Origin of the sequence: Bradyrhizobium sp. 172, from assembly GCF_023101065.1 — a bacterium.
GTDB classification, from domain to species: domain Bacteria; phylum Pseudomonadota; class Alphaproteobacteria; order Rhizobiales; family Xanthobacteraceae; genus Bradyrhizobium; species Bradyrhizobium canariense_D.
Genome location: NZ_CP064701.1, coordinates 6,502,953 through 6,519,573 on the forward strand (window position 1 = coordinate 6,502,953; position 16,621 = coordinate 6,519,573).

The window sequence follows — 16,621 nt, forward strand, 5'->3', positions numbered from 1 at the left end:
GAGAGCAAATGCAACTGCCTTTTGGCGAACCGGTCCGCAGCTGGACACCGAATGGAGTGTGTCCCGCCTCTCCTTCAGATTACGCCGCCTCATGTTGGGGTGCGAGGCTCGTGAAGGAACAACGCCACGAACGCACGTGAGCGCCCCTGCAGCAGCTCGAATTCGAGCATCTTTCCTACAAACATGACGGAAAGGACTTGAATCGCACCTTGCGTCAGGTTGTACGAAGTCGGTGCGAGGTGCTTTCCTCACACAGAGCAACTCACAGGCGCTCTGACGACGGAAAAGAAGAGTTCATGTTGCTGATGCCGCTGCTACTCGCTCTGATGTCTATTTTCCTTAGCATGGGTGCGATAGTCTACTCCGCTTGCCGATCTCAACGCTGGCGGGATCGGCGCATGCACAGGCACAATCGGGCCGATTCGCTCAGCTCGCGCCCCCGCGTGCAACTACCAAGGCGACGGGCATTCTGATCGTTCAGCCGCATAATGAGCGGTCCGCTGCAGTCTCACTCGCGAAGGCCAGGCGACACGCGCCGCCGCTAAAGGGAGCGCCTCAAGTTCTGGATTCGGTGCTTCTCGATCGGCTGCTGATCGTTTGATCGGCGCCTTGGGAGCCAATCCAACGCGACGGCGGACAGACTCCAAAGGCAGTTCTCGACCAGTCGGGCGGTTTTTGCTACACTTTCCTGTCTGCGTCACGCTGGCGCGAATGGCTGACCGGTCACATACCTTGAAAATTTCAAAGATTTGCACTGCGCGAACGTCCTCAAAAGCCTATGCGATCAATCGAAGGTGGTCGTGAGGCAATAAGTCTACTGTAAATCGTACAAGTGAGGCCCTTATCGTGACCAAGCGCTCTGAACCCCGGAAGGAAGCCCCAAATGTCGTCGGGCCTGAGGTGAGGCCGAGCGTCTTCGTCGTCGACGATGACCTCTCAATGCGCGAATCGCTGGTCAACCTATTTCGTTCGATCGGTCTAGATGTCGTTGCTTACGGATCCGCCCGGGAAATGCTCCAGAGCGAGCTCCCTGATGTTCCTAGCTGCCTTGTGCTTGACATCAGGCTGCCTGGATTGAGCGGCCTTGAGCTCCAGAATGAGTTAGCCAAACAGAAGATTCACATTCCCATCATTTTCATCACCGCTCATGGCGATATTCCGATGACCGTCAAAGCCATGAAGAGTGGAGCAATCGATTTTCTCAGCAAGCCGTTTCGCGATCAGGAACTACTCGATGGCGTAGTCGCAGCTATCGAACAGGATCGGAAGAGACGAGGTGTAGACAAGGTGGTCAGCAGGCTCCAGTCCTTGTTTGAGGCCCTAAGTCCACGAGAGCAGGATGTGTTGAAACTGGTCGCCGCCGGGCTATTGAACAAACAGGTAGCCGCGGAACTCGGGCTCGCCGAGATTACAGTCAAAATCTATCGCGGCCACGTGATGAAGAAGATGGGAGCTCGATCGCTAGCCGATTTGATCAGGATGGCTGAGAGGCTGGGAATTGGGACTGAGCGTTTCACGGTACAAACCTAAGTATGATTTTACAATTTCGTCGTACACGCGCACCCTTCTGCTGGCCGTCATGCGTCGGCCAGCGCCTTCGCCCAACCAAGAACAGGTCGTCTTGTCTAGGTATTCAACTGTTTCCGTTATTGACGACGATCCTGCGATTCGTGCCGCACTGAACAACCTTTTGAAATCGCAGGGCCACATCGTTCATACGTTTGCATCGGCTGAGGAATTCTTGCGGTCGTCTCAATTGAACCACACGTCCTGTGTCATTGCAGACGTGCAGATGCCCATGATGAGCGGCTTTGAACTTTTGGAAAAGATGCGAGCCCAGGGCCACGCTGCACCGTTCATCTTGATGACTGCCTTCGCAGATGATCGCACGCGAGCTCGCGCGTTGAGCGCGGGCGTAGCCGGTTTTTTTGCCAAGCCGTTTGCTGACCTGGAGTTGAGCGCCTGCCTCGATGCAGCGCTTCGCGAGCAGGGTGGAACGAACGCGTGAAAGATGGGGAAGCAGTCTGGACCAAGCGCACTCGCGCGGCGCTTACGATGTCGATCAATGCGCGACTGCCCGTGCTTACCGCGTGCCAGTGGACCATCGCCTTTCTTGCCGCATTCCTGTCGTTGTTGTTGCACTTTCGGCATCTGGTTGAAGCACTTGCAACGTCGGGCTCCTGACAAGGCGCCTTTGGTATGATCGCGCAATCAGAGGAGGCGAGGCCCTCATCGGTTTAACGAGCGCCCTACCTTCACTCCTAAGATCCTTGCTGAGCTTAGCGCGAAGTGCCACGGCAGCGGCTTGCCGGCAGGACGTCGTTAGAACAAAGAATTCACCTGAAACTTGTGCCACCGCTCCAGACAAATCTGGCACCGAGTTTGCGGGAGCAGGACGGGACGATCGCGTCCAAAATCCCGCAGTCTGTCGAGGCGATCGCTTCGGAATTCACAGGAAACCCAAAGGCCGCATTTTCGATGTTGAGCTTTCGAAGGATCGAGCGGTGTACGCCAAACTCGCCAATTTGCGTTCGCTCCCAGCAACCCTTCGGCGGGCCGAAGCACCCGAACCTACGCAATCGGGTTGCAGGGCAACACAAATGCCACTGGTCGAAGCAATTTCAAGCCACGCCTTTGCTGCCGAACGCATCCACGCCACCACTCTCCGCGCCGATCCCGGCCAAACGCAAGGCCCAAAGCGGCGGCTCTGGACGAGCGATAAGCCCGCGCACCGGGCCAGATCCGCGGCGGCCCTGTCCCTTCTACTCGCCGGGACCCTGAGCGTGAGCATCCAACACACGCCTCCGGCTGGCGGGCTCCGCGGTCGCCGGGAGCGCATCGGCCCTCTGGTCGCGATGAACTTTCTCGGCCCACATACTTCCCCGCTTCCAAGCTAACCGCGCTGTATGCGCAAATTCTTCGATCGCGCGCGACTAAGCAAACCTGCCCGCGAAAGACGACTTAGCCGGGGCCCTCGCTGGATGGGGACAAAACTACTAGACATAGTAGCTTTGTTCCGCCTGGTTCTCGGGTAAGCCGTTGGAGCTGATTTTCAGACGCCCTACGCAGAGCCCAAAGGACGACGAGAGGCGCCGGAACCGTGCGCTCATGATCCGCCAATCCTGTACAATGTTGGCCGCGCGCTTGTTCGTCGGGCAGATTTTCTTGTCGAGGAGACGACGACATGGTTGGAGGACACGAGCCGCACAGAATGAAGACAGTCGAAATGCTAGAGTCTAACGTGCGCTCGTACTCACGTTCCTTTCCTGCTGTGTTCAGCAGGGCGCGCGGCTCGATTATGTTCGCAGAGGATGGCCGAAAGGTCATTGACTTTCTGTCCGGCGCTGGAGCGCTAAATTATGGCCACAACAATCAGGAGATCAAAGCGGCAATCAGCGAGTATCTGGACTCGGACGGCGTCGTCCACGGCTTGGACATGGCCACTCCAGCTAAGGTCGAATTTATGGAGACCTTTAGCTCTGTCATTCTTCGTGAACGGAATCTTTCCTACCGCTTTCAATTTACAGGGCCTACGGGAGCTAACGCTGTTGAAGCAGCTCTAAAGCTCTCGCGTAAGATCACAGGACGTCACAACGTCATTTCTTTCACGAATGGATATCACGGTCAAAGCTTGGGAGCCATAGCCGCGAGCGGTAACCGCTTTTACCGCAAAGCCAGCAGCATTCCCTTATCCGGCACAACGTTCATGCCCTATGATGGGTATCTTGGCTCCGCTCACAGTCCGGCGGATTACGTGCGAAAGGTATTAATGGATGAGAGCAGTGGCACTGATCTTCCAGCCGCCATTCTCGTCGAAACCGTGCAAGGAGAGGGAGGCATTAACGTCGCCGGTAAGGAATGGTTGCAGTCAATTGAGGCTTTGGCAAAAGAGGTCGGAGCTATTTTCGTAGTTGACGATATCCAAATGGGCTGTGGCCGTACAGGCGAGTTCTTCAGTTTCGAGTTCGCCGCGTTGTCGCCAGACATTGTTGTAATGTCGAAATCGCTGAGTGGGTACGGTTTGCCACTATCGATGCTCCTGATCAAAGAAGCGATTGACGCATGGGAACCAGGCGAGCACACGGGGACGTTTCGAGGAAACAACCTTGCACTCGTTTCTGGCAAAGCGGCTTTGAATCTGTATTGGCGCAACCAGACGCTCTCGCAACAGGTCCGACGCTTGGGCGCATTTATGCGGCGTAGACTCGATGCTATCGCGCACCAGCACGGAAACAAGTTTGCTGTTCGTGGACGGGGCTTGGTATGTGGATTCGATTGCAAAACGACCGAAATCGCAGAGGCAACGTCACATAGAGCTTTTAAAAAGGGATTGATTATCGAGCGATGCGGACCGACCGATCAGGTTGTCAAGTTCTTGCCTGCACTTACGATCGATCAAGAAACGTTGGGACAAGGCCTAGATATATTTGAGGAGTCATTGACCGAAACATTGAATTCAGCCCGAGCAAGCTAAACTTGTAGGCACACGAGAGAAACTGTTGCTACCGACAGCATCGCCGCACAAGTCACTGGCGTGAGCCCTTGCTTGCCGCCGAAATGGTCAGGAGTTTTGAAGCGATGATCATGAAGGTGACGTCTGAAGGCCAAGGCTATTCGAGATCGGCCGAGTCGGCTTATCCGCGGAGAGCGCCTGCTGCCCTCCTCGGTCCACAACGTGAGTGCGAGCAGCACCTTTGACCATAGAACCTCGCCCTCGCGAGCGACTCTGGTCGGGGTGGCTTATTTAAGTTTTCCAGTCTGAGGTCGGCCGAAGGTCAGCTCGTTGTGCGGAATGGAGTCCAATGTTGTGTATGGCTTCTTGGTGGCCAGATGCCAGCCGCACGAGCGCGGACTTTGTTAGGACCGTAGATTGAGCAGCAGCGATCCAGCCCGAGCCGTTTACAGCATAGGCGCAGCAGCAATCATCCCGCGGCCGGCTTTGCGACGAAAGCCGTCAAGGAACGCGCGGTGGGGATGTCCCGGGTTCTGTTGAATTTCTGAAGAGGTCGGGGTTGCCGTTGAGCCGGTAGGCTCGGCGTGCTGATTCCCCAAAGGAGAGCGACGTGATGACGAGAGATATCACACCGGCTGGTTGGCCGGCGACCGGGCTGTGGACGAAGCGTTTGCGAAAGTGCAGGCGAGCTTTGACCGGTTCTGCCTTCCGGCAGGGATCGAGGCGCTCGGCACGATGACGGAGCCGGATGTGACGGCGGCCTGCGAACGGGTTAGGGCGTGAACGCCCGCGAGGTCACGATTCCGTCCTGGGACAATGGCGGCGCAGGAGCACTGGCTCGCTCGCTGGGCGATGGACTTGATGCTGATCAATGTGTTGACGCGCCGGTTCGCCCGCGCTGTCCGGCTGCCGGAGGGTGACGCGCAGGCATCGGCCGGATCGGGGGGTGTCAAAGTCGGCTGCCTCGCGGAGGTTCGTAGCGCTGCCGACGGCGCGGCTGGCCGACTTCATGGCGGCCGATCTGTCGGCGCTCGACTTTCTGGTGGTCCAAATCGACGGGCTGCATCTCGGCGACGATCTTGTGCTGGCCACCGCGATCGGGGTCGACGGCGAAGTCAAAAAGCATCCGTGGCGCTGGTGGAAGGGGCGACCGGATTGCCGCAACGTTTCAGGCCCTACTGGACGATCTGGTTTCGCGCGGGCGCGACCCGGCGGTGCCAAGACTGTTGAGCGTTGTCGAAGGCGATCTGCCGCACCTTCGGTTCGGTCGCCACGACCCAGCGCTGCCAGATCTACAAGGTGCGCAAACATCATGGAACGCCTGCCGAAAGAGCATCATGCGGCCACCCGTCGGGTGCTGCGCCAACCTGGGAGCTCGATGACGCCGAAATGGCTGAAGAATTGATCCGCAATGTCGCGCGTCGAGTCGATCGGCATGGCTCGGCGTAGCTGTGAGCATCCTCGCGGGCCTCGACGAAATCCTGACTGTCGTCCGGTTGAAGTTGCCGAAGGAGCTTCGTTCATCGCTTGCCTGTACAACATCACCGAGAACATGATGCGCACCATTCGCGGTGTCACGCGCAACATCAAACGCGGGCGGGATGGCCCTGCGACGGGTCACGGCTGGCGCTCGAGGTCAACAAGGGCGTCGGACGATTGAAGGCGCATAAGCAATGATCGGTTCTGCGTGCGGCCACGATCGCAGGACGATCAAGCCCGTTGCCCACGTCACGACGGCCGCGTGGCATTCATTCCGGCAGCGTCGGCCCGGTTGAACAGCCATCGGGAGATCGCCGGCGCTGTTCACGGCGTCAGCTACGCTAACCGAGCCAGCATCTCAATCAGAAAGGGTCGGTCCTCGGCTTTTGCCCCAGTCTGCAGAGCACCGCTCTCCGTGTGCGCGCGTAGCACACTGCCGCAACCCCAATGTTGGCGTGCCCGAGTTCAGCATCAGAAGCGCCTATTGGCGTGAGCGCCTCGGCGGCAACCGAAGGTGACGGCCAAATGTCAAGTATGCTGGGCGGACGGAAGAAGCCCGACGCATCTGCCGGGTCTGAAATGCGTCGGGCTGAGTGGGAGACTGAGTGCGACAGTCTTCCTCCCAGAACCTGCCTCAGCAAATAGTATGCCGCGCCCGTACTGCTACATCACTACCTTGACCTAGATATCTGTTCTGCCGCGAAGTTCCTTGAGGCATTCAGAGAGGCTCGGCCCACAGCTCGTTCTTGAAGGCTAAAACAAGCTGAGCTTACTCCCTTCCAAAAAGTCCCGCCATCACCTTTCGTTTGGATCAAAAATGAGGCAGAAGAACCGAACAACGGGCCGCCGGCTCATCAACAACAGATAGCTAGATGTTTCATACATTGCTACGCGTGACTGGAACGATCGCCCCGAGCTCGCGCACGACAGAGGCTAACGATCGAGATCTGAGCTTAGACTTCGCGAAAGGTGCGCTCATTCTTTTGGTGATCGTTGGGCACCTGATCCAGTATGTCATCTACCGAGACGACGGGTTTTGGTATTCGCCGTACTACAAATCGATCTATATGTTTCACATGCCACTCTTTATGGCGATAAGCGGATATCTTTCTTCTCGATCGCTGCTGCAAAAGTCGTTCACTCGAGCCGCCAGCGACCGTGCGAAGCAGCTCTTGCTGCCGATGCTGTTTTGGTGGACGTTCATGGAGACCGTTAAGCTGGCGGCATTGTGGCGCGCGACCAGCATAACGAGCGGACTTTTGGGATTTTTAGACGATTTCGCTGGCACCTATTGGTTCATCTGGGCCACGTTTGTTTCCTACCTTCTCATCAAGATTTCTAGCAGGCTCGACCAGCGATCGTGGGTCATATCTGGCGTAGCCATACTGGTCGCACTCGCGCCTCTGACATTCTCCATATCACCCCTGATCAGATTCACTTACCCATTCTTCTGCTTCGGCTTCTTGCTTGCTCAATCGAGAGAACGATGGACGAGTACATGGCGACGTCACAAGCCGCTCCTGGTCTTATTTCTCTCGATAGTCACTTGCGTATGCTTTCTAGCGTGGGGCAAGGACACCTATGTCTACAATAATCTTGGGGTAATTCACGATCTTCGGTCGGCTAAAGACGTGCTTCTGATGTTTGTTGGCTCTGCAGCTGCCTCAGCAATCGTTATCGAACTCCTGCTGCAATGCTGGAGCCTTGGCCATTCAAATCGGATGGCCCGCTTTATCGCTGTGGAGTTGGGCCAGACCACGCTGCTGCTCTACCTGGTCCAGGGTACCGTGTTCCGTCTCATGGATTTCGTACAATTCGGAGAACTTTGGGATCTCACGACCCGGTTGATCATCGCGGGTCTGCTCGGTGCCTCGATTATTGCGATCGCGCTAATGGTGCGCTCGATTGTTCGCGGCGTTCCATATCTATCTCAGCTCGTCGTTGGAATGCCGCCACGCTCAGGTCTCCCGCAGGCCAAACCTGCAATAAACTAGCTGTATTGCATTTAATTGTTTGAGTACGGCAGGGTATTGCGATGGCATCGACTTGTGACGCCCGGAACAGCGTTCGACGGCGACGGCGTGCCGCCCGTCGAGCCGGTGATCGGCATAAGAGCAACCCCATCGAAGCGTGTATTGCTCAGGTTTGTATGGCACCGGCGAACTCAGCCCATTGCGTCCGTCTGTTCAATCGAGAGTCGTGAGATGAGCTTCGCTGTACCAGTCCTCTAGCCGCCGGGTTTCGACCCAGATCTGGCGATCGAACGTAATCCAATCACACTCGGCGAAATGTTTCTTCGAGTGCCGTACTGAATCCGAGACGTCCCAGTCGTTCGAATCTCCGTCTCGGCCCGCAGTTGCCCATGCACTACCTTGACTTGGAAGACGTCCAGTTTACGATCGAGTCGCGCAAACCGTCCGGAAGACGACATGACTCCTGCGACGCGGGGAATGCTGCGTTAAGGACATCAGCTGCCCAGCGCGAGAGGCCCTCCTGCAGCAGCTGACGGTCCTCTACATAGCCTGCGTCTGTGCCAAGCTGCAGGAAATCTCTAGCGTTGCGTATCGTGTCCTCGGGACTGATATGAAAGCTGAGAAACGGCATGTCAGCTACAAGCAGGGCGCGAGGCCTTGTTCGCGCGACCGCCTCCAAGTGGTGATTCATCATCCCATGCTGACGGGTAAAGTGTCATCACACCCAAGGCATACATTGCCGACGCTATCGCCGACAAGAATGACGTCGACGACAGGATCGGCGATACATGCCGTCACCGCATCATAACCCGTGGTCATGACGATGGTGTGCCTTTCCTCCTTGCATCATTGCAGAACTGGAATCGTGACGCGTTCAACTGACAGCTGCGAAATGTGGCTCTGTTCGATCTGATCCGGCCTCCGCATGTCTCTGGAAACGGCCTTCCTTGGAACCCACATTGCAGATGCGAGGTCACAATCGCCCATTTCGAAAGTCTATGGCAAGGCTCTCTCAAGTCGTTCGGGAAGCCGACGACAGCTCAGGATCCTTCATCTTGCGCTACCGCGCGCGTCTTCAGGCCAGCGCATCGGCAGCGTCACAGATGCGTGCATAAATTTCGTCCAGGTCACCTGCTGTTACATAATATGGCGGCATCACATAAATCGTATTACCGAGTGGACGCAGCAAGAGATTGCGGTCGTTAAGAAGGCGTGAAGCCTCGGGCCGACGCCTGCGAGATAGCCGGTATCTCTCGTCTTCAGGTCGAGTGCTGTGATGGTGCCGCTACGGCGAACGTTTGCAAAGCGCGGATCGGCGCGGAATCCTTCAATTGCCTGCTCTTGCATGGTTGCGACCGCAGCGATGCGCCGGTGACATTCCTGGCCTTTCCACAGATCCAGGTTAGCTTTGGCGGCGGCACAGGCCACCGGATTTGCCGTATACGAACTCGAATGAAAGAATGTGCGCGTACGGTCTTTTGAATAATGGGCATCGAAACTCTCTGCCCGGCAGAGTGTCACCGCGAGCGGCAGCGCCCCTCCCGTGAGACCCTTGGAATAGCACGCTATATCTGGCACAACATTGGCCTGCTCACAGGCGAAGATTGTTCCGGTGCGGCCCCAGCCCGTCATGACCTCATCGGCAATGAACAGAACGTCCGGCGCCTCGCAGATCCGCTTCATATCTCTTAGCACCCAAGCTGGGTACATCAGAATTCCGCCTGCCCCTAACATCAGAGGCTCGACAATAAAGGCTGCGGGATTTTCGTTCCGACATGCTGACTCAAGCGCATCGAGCGTCGCCCGCTCACGCCGCTCGCAGGGAACGGGATTGAGGTCACGTCGAACAGGAGAGGTCCGTACGCCGCGTTGAAGACACCGCGGGCACCAACTGACATCGCGCCGAACGTGTCCGCGTGATAGGAGTGCTGCTACAATGATGCGGGTTCGCTCTTCGCCTATATTGTGCCAATAACCGAGTGCCATCTTCAAGGCGACTTCCACGCTGGCTGACCCGCTGTCCGAGTAGAACACGTGGTCCAAGCCTTGGGGTGTGAGTTTCAAAAGGAGCCGAGCGACCTCCTCAGCCGGATCATGCGTGTAGCCGGCGAAAATGACTTGGTTTAGCTTGCCGGCCTGTTCCTGAATCGCGCTCACGATCTACGGATGGCAATGGCCGTGAGTGACGACCCACCAGGGTGAGATTGCATCTATGATTCGATTATGCATCCGCAGTGTAGAGTTAAGCACCATCGCCACGCACAACCTTGGTCATCTCGTTGTGAAGAGCATGCTGCGTGAATGGATGCCAAATTGGCGACCTCTTGTTTGGCTTCATGGCGTGAAATCGCCGCGAATAAACGAGCCTTTGAAGACAGCCTGCAGGCTCTCTGCCGTCAAAGGAGAAATCCAGGGCAGCCGTCCTAACCAACGCACCCGCGCGATGTCACAAATTGCGCTCTCAGTCTCCGAATTTCTTTCTCCGATGAATGCGATCCCAAGAATGTCGATCTGGCGCTTTCGCAAGGCCTCTATCGAGAGCAGGGAGTGATTGATGGTTCCGAGTAGCGTGCGCGCGCAAAGCACGACGGGAAGTCGCCACCGCTCGAAGATGTCGATGTAGAGTGCACTAGAATTCAGCGGCACCATCAACCCGCCAGCGCCTTCGATGACGAGCGGTCGCTCCCCGGTTTGCGGCAGGACGAGCGAATCGGGGTCGATGCGAATTCCGTCTATTTCGGCGGCATGGTGCGGCAAGGCGGACGTTTTAAGGCGGTAACGCTCCGGAACGATCCGATCGGCCGGAAGACCGCTCAGTCGTGCGACCTGCTCGCTATCGGTCTCTCCTTCAACACCGGCCTGAATTGGTTTCCAATAATTCGCGCCGAGAAGATGGGCAAGGCCTGCCGAAAAGACAGATTTGCCGATCCCTGCATCTGTGCCGGTCACCACGATCCGCTGGCTCATCGAGATTCGCCCCCCGTCTCCTCAGCGAGGGCATCGAGCATCGCACGCACCTCATCCTCTCCGACGTTGACCGTCAGTGAAATTCGTAAACGGGCCGTGCCGGTCGGCACTGTTGGCGGTCTGATTCCTCGGATGTCAAATCCGCGAGCCTGTAGCGCGGACGCTAGCCTCATGGCGCGGGCATTCTCGCCAACGATATAGGGAAGGATCTGCGAGTTCGAAGGACTTCTCTCGCCTCGCGCAACCATCTCCTGATGCGTGAACGCGACAAGCTTCGCCAGCCGCTGTTGGCGCTCCGGCTCCTCCTGCAGGATCAACAGAGCCTCCCGTACGGCCACCGCCATTAACGGCGAAGGGGCGGTCGCGAAGATAAACGGGCGACAGCGATTGATCATGAAATCGCGCAGCACGCCAGAGGCGGTGACAAGCGCGCCGGCAGCTCCCAGCGCCTTGCCGCAGGTATGAACAACCAGGAGATTTTCGCGTCCTTCAAACGGCCCTGTGAGCCCTCGCCCCTGCTCGCCGTAAACGCCGGTGGCATGAGCTTCGTCCACAACCAAGAACGCATCGTGCCGGTCCGCGATCGCGAGCAGGTCTTCAAGTGGTGCGAAATCGCCATCCATGCTATAGAGGCTCTCGACTACGATCCAGACCTGCCCCGCTCCGCCCGCGGCACGCCAGTCGCAAATTGCGCTTTCGATAACCTGCGGGTCGTTATGGGCGGTGATTCGAAACGCGGCTCGGCCAGCTCGTGCTCCTTCGTGAATGCTGGCGTGAACCAGGGAATCAAGGACGAGCAGGTCATCCCGTTGCGGCAACGTTGTCAGCACCGCAACCTTTGCAACATAGCCACCGCCGAAGAAGAGCGCGGTCTGCGCGCCGAAGAACCGCGCCGCTGCTGCTTCGAGGCATTCGTGCTCCTCGCAGTTGCCGCCCAGAAGCCGTGGTCCGCCGGCTCTGATCGAAGTACCGGCTTCAAGCGCGGTGACGATCGCTTTTTTCATCCGCGGCGCGCTCGCCAGGGCCAGATAATCGTTGGATGAAAAGTCAATCCCGGTGCGCGGCCTGAGACTCTGCAGGCGGTTCTCGTGTTTAAGCGCATCCAAGCCTGCCGCATAGCTGGTGACTTTACCCGCAATGATGGTATTCATTCTTCACTCGCTGAGCCAAGGATCGACGCCGCAAAACTCCTAACTGGCCACCAACGACAGGGCTCTACGCGATTAGCTTGTTGGATTCAAATCGGCACGATGCGATTTTGTCGATCAACCAGCACAATGCGCGGCCTGAAGATTCTTGCCTCCGCCTCGTCAACTGAGGCGTATGCAACGATGCTTATCCTATCGCCGGGCATCGCCAGTCGCGCCGCCGCACCGTTCACGTCTACCGTGCCGGACCCTCGCGGCGCTTCTGTCGCAAACGTTGCAAAGCGTGCCCCCGTCTCGAGGTTGTAGAGTTCGACGCGTTCGTTAATCAGGATACCGGCCGCGTCCAAAAGTGCGCGATCAATCGAGATCGAGCCTTCAAAGTGCAGGTCGGATTCAGTTACCGAGGCGCAATGAATCTTTCCCTTCATCAAGACAATCTGCATTTCTTACCTACGCTAGTGGCTTGCGCGCAGCACGCCGTTCTTCTGATGGCTTAAGCGAGTCCAGACGTAATGCCGAGCCGAGCTAACAAACTTGCATCACCGTCAAATTGCGGGTTTTTGGTAGTCAGCAACACATCGCCGACAAAGATGGAGTTCGCACCCGCCAAGAAGCATAGGGCTTGGAGTTCATCACTCATGTACTGGCGCCCGGCGGCCAACCGTACGACGCTCTTGGGCATCATGATCCGCGCGGTCGCCACCAGGCGCACCAGTGCAATCGGATCGGGACGCTCCGCCGTGACCTTCACCGGCACGCCATTCACCTCGTTCCACAGGTTGATCCTCGGGTGAAGTGTCCACGTTATGATTGTAGAAGTCGAGGCCGGCGTCGGCGAGGCGTGCGGCTTGCTTTGGCGTGAGCATGCCGAGCGTTACGCACGTCTCCATGCCAACACGTTTAACGGCGGCAATCATGTCGCAGACCTTATCGAGGTCGCGGTCCTTTGGACTGCGCCACGCCGCGGCCATGCAGAAGCGACTCGCCCCGGCCGCCTTGTCGCGCTGCGCGGCGGCGACCACATCAGCGCGATCCGTCGCGCGAGTCGCCTTCAGGCCAGTGTCGTAATGCACGCTCTGTGCGCAATAGGCGCAGTCTTCAGGACAGCCGCCGGTCTTGATCTGAGCAGGCTTGCGGTTTCGACGTGGGTCAAAATTACCGCGAGGAACGGTCTGGGCCTGAACTAGGAGCTCGGGAATTGGCTGCACGTAAACCCCCTCCGCCTCGGCACGTTCGCAGTCGCGGCGGACCGGCGCGCCGTTGCGGCCGCTATTGCCTTCGACTTCCACAGCACCCTCAAGATTTTCGCTCGATCGTACAGACGACAACGTCGTGCGTAGCTCCGCAAAGCAACACTCTTGCCCTGTATTGAACGAGAAATATCGCCGAGTTGCGCGGGCATGGCGCCGATATCAGGCTAATCGCCGCCCCCTCATGCAGGATTTCCCCGCGGGCGCGCCTCACTCAGGTAACTAAGCGGTGCGTCCGGTAGTTGCGCCCCCTAGGAGACTCTTCCGATGCAAATGTATTTGGCCGCGCGCCGTGTATAACGGAGCGACAGATCTGCTCACCTGGCTGAATCCTCAATGGTGTTGTTATGCGCGTCACATTCCGCACAACAAACGGCGGCCTCAACAAGCCGACTCTGCGAGCGTTACCTTCCGCCCCTTTCAGAAGTGCAGCGGGTTGGGCTCTGGGGCGCAGAGTAGTGGCTGACGGCCCCTTGGCGGGCCTTGGCCACCTAGGCTCGCTCGCCGCTGTGCTCGTCGTCCCTGGCTGTGGTGAGCAACTCCGCGGGACTCTCGATTATGTCGCCGCCGCCCGACTTGGCGTCGGCGGGGCGAGATCCGCTAAGGTGTCGCACTCATCTGCGCAAACAGAATTGCCGCTTCAGACGGCCCGAGCCCGACGATGCCCACGAAGGCTGCCGGAGGCATCGGAATGACCTGACGCGTCGGCCTCCAGAGATGCAGGCAATAGCGACTATTGTTCACATACTGCGAATGAGGAGGATGCAGCTGCATCACGCATTCCTCTTCATCCCAAAACATATCTTTAGCGAGGCACATCTCCTCCCAGTTTGGAGATCGCCGTGGCGTCGACACTGAGACATGCTCCCATCCCGGACGGATTAAGCCGATGATCTTGAGTTGGCAGCCACAAGGCCCCTGCACGAAGAAGAGACCAGAAGGGCCAGACCCTGGTGCAGTGGCGAATTGGCCCTCGCGAACGCGCCCCGCTTCCAGTCTTTCTACACTGTGCCTCCTCATGCGTCCTCCATTTGGCCGATAGAGTTGCATTCGGCACCACTCGTCTTGTCCGAGTCGCACATCGAACGGGCACCCGGGCATGGGCAGCCCCAGCTACCGCTGATCATCTGCACCGAACCTACTTGGATGAAGATCATCGGTTCTATCCGCACCGTTCACCGGGGAGTTCTCTTCGGTTTGTCTTTCGACATCTGATCGTCTCTTCAATTTTCTTGTCATTCGCGCCTTCGTTGCCGAACCCGGCCTCATGCAGACAATCTGCGCAGAGATCTATGATGGCCCGTCTTGGCAAGCCGTGCCAGCAGGAGCTTCTGCTCGCCTCTTCGCCTGAACATGTCCGCAATGTATGGCGTTGAGTTCAGCAGTGCTTGGTGCAAGATGCCAGAATTCGACTGAAACGCCTCACGCCAAAATGGCGGCGGAAGCCAATTCGCGTGGCATGATCCGGCGAACCGGCTACTTTGTCACCCAAACAAACGTCCTGGCTTCAGCAACATGATGCAAAGCGCGACGCCAATGCCTCGCCAGTTCATCGAGCGAGAGGCTTTTGATTCGACGAGCTGACGGTGGGCTTTCATCTCATCCTTCTCATGTCTAGCGGTTAGCCGGCTTGCCGCCTGAGACACCGTCAATGCGTCATCTATGTGGCCGGCCCCGCGACTCAGAATGGATTCATGGTCAGAGGCTCGGACGCGCGGACCGCACTCGTTCAGCAGCCTAGCTCATTGGCCTTACCGCATGACGCAGTTTCGCAGTTCAGCTAACGGGCTATGAGCTCCAACGGAGAGACACCCGCGCCGGGGTCACAAGGCGTTGACGATCGGTGCAACCGTCCGCCCGGTGGCGATCAGAACTGCCCGTCAAGCTCATTTCTTTGCCGCCCCTCCGCGAGGCGAGCCAGCTTATCATATTCTTCAGCGACCTTGAGGAGCCTGCATCTGGATGTGTCGTCCTCGAGCGACTCCGCTTTTCTTCGGGTCGCTTCAGCACGGCTTCTCCAATGTTTGGCGTCTGAGAACAGCTTTTTTTCCTTCATGCGGAAGACGATGCAATTTTTAGATCACGAAAATGCGACACATGCCCTACGTAAGATCCCGTAGGTTGGCTTTCGCAAAAGCACCTCATTTGCGGTTATCTGCCGACCACTCTGTTGATGTCTGCGATGCGACAAGCCGCTCGCAGCAAGCGCAGCAAAGGGCGCGAATGCGCGACTCTCGACATTAGGGCTTGAATCGTACGTAGCGTCAGATTGTAGGGTCTCTTACAGTTGGCAAGCGTGCTTGGCCGTACAACAGCTTCCGGGCGACACAATTTCGAGTGTATCATTTGGCGCCCAGATTGCAGAACGCCCGCCTTGTCCCGGGCGCCGCAGTGAAGTCGCCTCGGCGAATCATTGCACGTGTGGCGACTAAGCCAGGCTGCAGGGGAACCGGATTCTAAGATCGCAGCAGCATCCTCGCGTGGCGGTTGCCCGATTTGACAGATTGCTCACGCAGAAGGTCGCCGTCCGGAGATCGGGGCCTCGCAGCTCAGAGTGGAATGGAAGTTGGAGGCCATACTCATCTTACGTAGCCGTGATGCGGCCGCGGCGAACCTGCAATAGCTTGCTCACGCCAAAACAGGTAGCTCCAAGCATACACGGTTGCCAGCATTCTCGCCAGAGATGCGTCGACTGGTCGCTCATGCCGAAGCCGCCTTCGGGTGCCTGGATTGCCTCCGCCGCCGCCTCCATCACGTCGTATCCAAAGACGGGCAACACGGCCTTCGGAGTAGCAATGACTTCTACAGCTTTGGCTAGCAAGTGGCCGTTCAACTGATGGCCATGGCGAGCGCGCGAGGTCAGACCACAAGGAAATCTCGATCTATGCTCTGTCCGAAATGTCACACAGATAACTGGTGCGAGATCGCAATGCACGATCCCTGGAGCGGCCGACCAGTGATCAACTGCAATACTTGCGGTGAGTATGCCGAATACGATTGCCTCCAGCGCAAAACAGCGCACGCGATCATCGCAGCTACCTTGGCCTGTAACGTTAGCAAAGAGGACGAGCGAGATCCGCGGGCGGTTGCTGAAACGATTTTGGATGTGCTGGAGAATGCCGGCCTAACAATCGCTCGCGCCTCAAGATGAATGGGAGGACGCCGATCGGTGCCCGCTACAAGGCCTCGGCCATCCATCAGAGAGCATTGCCAACTGCGCCGCTCGTTCCAACAGCCATTTGATTGCCTGCAAAACCGCGGTCTTTCCCCCGGCCGACCTGGAGTAGTCGGCGTAGCAAGTCTTCAATACCAACACGATTGTAGCAAACGCGCCAATCTGGACTCGAGCCG

General features: G+C 57.6%; 9 protein-coding genes and 3 pseudogenes. 6 read left to right on the forward strand and 6 right to left on the reverse strand.

Translation table 11 applies throughout. The features are described 5' to 3' along the window. Positions 1 to 900: 900 nt before the first annotated feature. The 5 genes and pseudogenes from IVB07_RS31035 (at position 901) to nolL (ending at position 7,926) form a co-directional block, all read left to right on the forward strand. Positions 901 to 1,530: a response regulator transcription factor gene (locus IVB07_RS31035; RefSeq protein WP_051112989.1), complete on the forward strand. Its 630-nt coding sequence runs from the start codon at positions 901 to 903 to the stop codon at positions 1,528 to 1,530. Between the two features lie 49 nt (positions 1,531 to 1,579). Next, a complete protein-coding gene (locus IVB07_RS31040) occupies positions 1,580 to 2,008 on the forward strand; it encodes a response regulator (protein WP_051112988.1) in 429 nt (142 codons plus the stop codon). A gap of 1,203 nt (positions 2,009 to 3,211) precedes the next feature. Then, entirely contained in the window at positions 3,212 to 4,474 is a 1,263-nt protein-coding gene (gene ectB, locus IVB07_RS31045) for a diaminobutyrate--2-oxoglutarate transaminase (RefSeq protein WP_018455506.1), read from the forward strand. A gap of 592 nt (positions 4,475 to 5,066) precedes the next feature. Beyond that, a pseudogene (locus IVB07_RS31050) lies at positions 5,067 to 6,228 on the forward strand (transposase). Positions 6,229 to 6,804: 576 nt separating this feature from the next. Beyond that, positions 6,805 to 7,926, forward strand: coding sequence for a nodulation factor fucose acetyltransferase NolL (nolL, locus tag IVB07_RS31055; RefSeq protein WP_018455501.1), 1,122 nt, complete (start codon positions 6,805 to 6,807; stop codon positions 7,924 to 7,926). 538 nt (positions 7,927 to 8,464) lie between these two features. On the opposite strand, the pseudogene IVB07_RS31060 reads toward nolL, so the two are convergent. The 6 genes and pseudogenes from IVB07_RS31060 to IVB07_RS31085 form a co-directional block, all read right to left on the reverse strand. Beyond that, positions 8,465 to 8,832: pseudogene (locus IVB07_RS31060) on the reverse strand (3-methyl-2-oxobutanoate hydroxymethyltransferase); the annotation flags it as partial. A gap of 228 nt (positions 8,833 to 9,060) precedes the next feature. Beyond that, positions 9,061 to 10,062: an aminotransferase class III-fold pyridoxal phosphate-dependent enzyme gene (locus IVB07_RS31065; protein ID WP_247766831.1), complete on the reverse strand. Its 1,002-nt coding sequence runs from the start codon at positions 10,060 to 10,062 to the stop codon at positions 9,061 to 9,063. Positions 10,063 to 10,239: 177 nt separating this feature from the next. Then, positions 10,240 to 10,872: a dethiobiotin synthase gene (gene bioD / locus IVB07_RS31070; RefSeq protein WP_039799456.1), complete on the reverse strand. Its 633-nt coding sequence runs from the start codon at positions 10,870 to 10,872 to the stop codon at positions 10,240 to 10,242. Next, the gene (locus IVB07_RS31075; RefSeq protein WP_247475704.1) at positions 10,869 to 12,023 is read right to left on the reverse strand and encodes an 8-amino-7-oxononanoate synthase; all 1,155 of its coding nucleotides are present in this window, start codon (positions 12,021 to 12,023) and stop codon (positions 10,869 to 10,871) included. The genes bioD and IVB07_RS31075 overlap by 4 nt, the downstream gene beginning before the upstream one ends. Before the next feature lie 86 nt (positions 12,024 to 12,109). Next, the gene (panD, locus tag IVB07_RS31080) at positions 12,110 to 12,463 is read right to left on the reverse strand and encodes an aspartate 1-decarboxylase (RefSeq protein WP_018455497.1); all 354 of its coding nucleotides are present in this window, start codon (positions 12,461 to 12,463) and stop codon (positions 12,110 to 12,112) included. Between the two features lie 50 nt (positions 12,464 to 12,513). Beyond that, positions 12,514 to 13,228 (reverse strand): annotated as a pseudogene (locus IVB07_RS31085) (radical SAM protein). Positions 13,229 to 16,199: 2,971 nt separating this feature from the next. Here IVB07_RS31085 and IVB07_RS31090 point away from each other — a divergent pair. Beyond that, entirely contained in the window at positions 16,200 to 16,421 is a 222-nt protein-coding gene (locus IVB07_RS31090; protein ID WP_157642944.1) for a hypothetical protein, read from the forward strand. Positions 16,422 to 16,621 lie beyond the last annotated feature (200 nt).

What these genes read in the sequence shown, in the direction of transcription:
- IVB07_RS31040 (WP_051112988.1), top strand. Translation starts at nt 1,580, where the DNA reads ATGCGTCGGCCAGCGCCTTCGCCCAACCAAGAACAGGTCGTCTTGTCT.
- ectB (WP_018455506.1), top strand. Translation starts at nt 3,212, where the DNA reads ATGAAGACAGTCGAAATGCTAGAGTCTAACGTGCGCTCGTACTCACGT.
- nolL (WP_018455501.1), top strand. Translation starts at nt 6,805, where the DNA reads ATGTTTCATACATTGCTACGCGTGACTGGAACGATCGCCCCGAGCTCG.
- bioD (WP_039799456.1), bottom strand. Translation starts at nt 10,872, where the DNA reads ATGAGCCAGCGGATCGTGGTGACCGGCACAGATGCAGGGATCGGCAAA.
- IVB07_RS31075 (WP_247475704.1), bottom strand. Translation starts at nt 12,023, where the DNA reads ATGAATACCATCATTGCGGGTAAAGTCACCAGCTATGCGGCAGGCTTG.
- panD (WP_018455497.1), bottom strand. Translation starts at nt 12,463, where the DNA reads ATGCAGATTGTCTTGATGAAGGGAAAGATTCATTGCGCCTCGGTAACT.
- IVB07_RS31090 (WP_157642944.1), top strand. Translation starts at nt 16,200, where the DNA reads ATGCACGATCCCTGGAGCGGCCGACCAGTGATCAACTGCAATACTTGC.